This window comes from Acidithiobacillus sulfurivorans (genome assembly GCF_018853815.1).
GTDB lineage: Bacteria > Pseudomonadota > Gammaproteobacteria > Acidithiobacillales > Acidithiobacillaceae > Acidithiobacillus > Acidithiobacillus sulfurivorans.
Genome location: NZ_JAAOMP010000091.1, coordinates 1 through 218 on the forward strand (window position 1 = coordinate 1; position 218 = coordinate 218).

Genomic DNA, 218 nt, shown 5'->3' on the forward strand with positions numbered 1-218 from the left:
GTGCCCAGGATGATGACGCTGAGAATGGCCCCAAAGAAGGGAGCGCTTGAAAAATAGGCCCCCGTGCGGGCACTGCCCAGATGGCGCAAACCAACCACAAACAGGGCGAGGCTGACCCCGTAAGCAAAAAATCCCAGAATCAGGGCAGCAATGGCATCCGGTAGAGCCGGTACGGCGCTGCCCAGCCATAAGGCGAGTACCAGATTGACGCTACCCGC

1 pseudogene is annotated in these 218 nt (G+C 59.6%); it reads right to left on the reverse strand.

Features of this window, described 5'->3' with window-relative positions:
• Positions 1–218 (reverse strand): annotated as a pseudogene (locus tag HAP95_RS08180) (EamA family transporter); the annotation flags it as partial.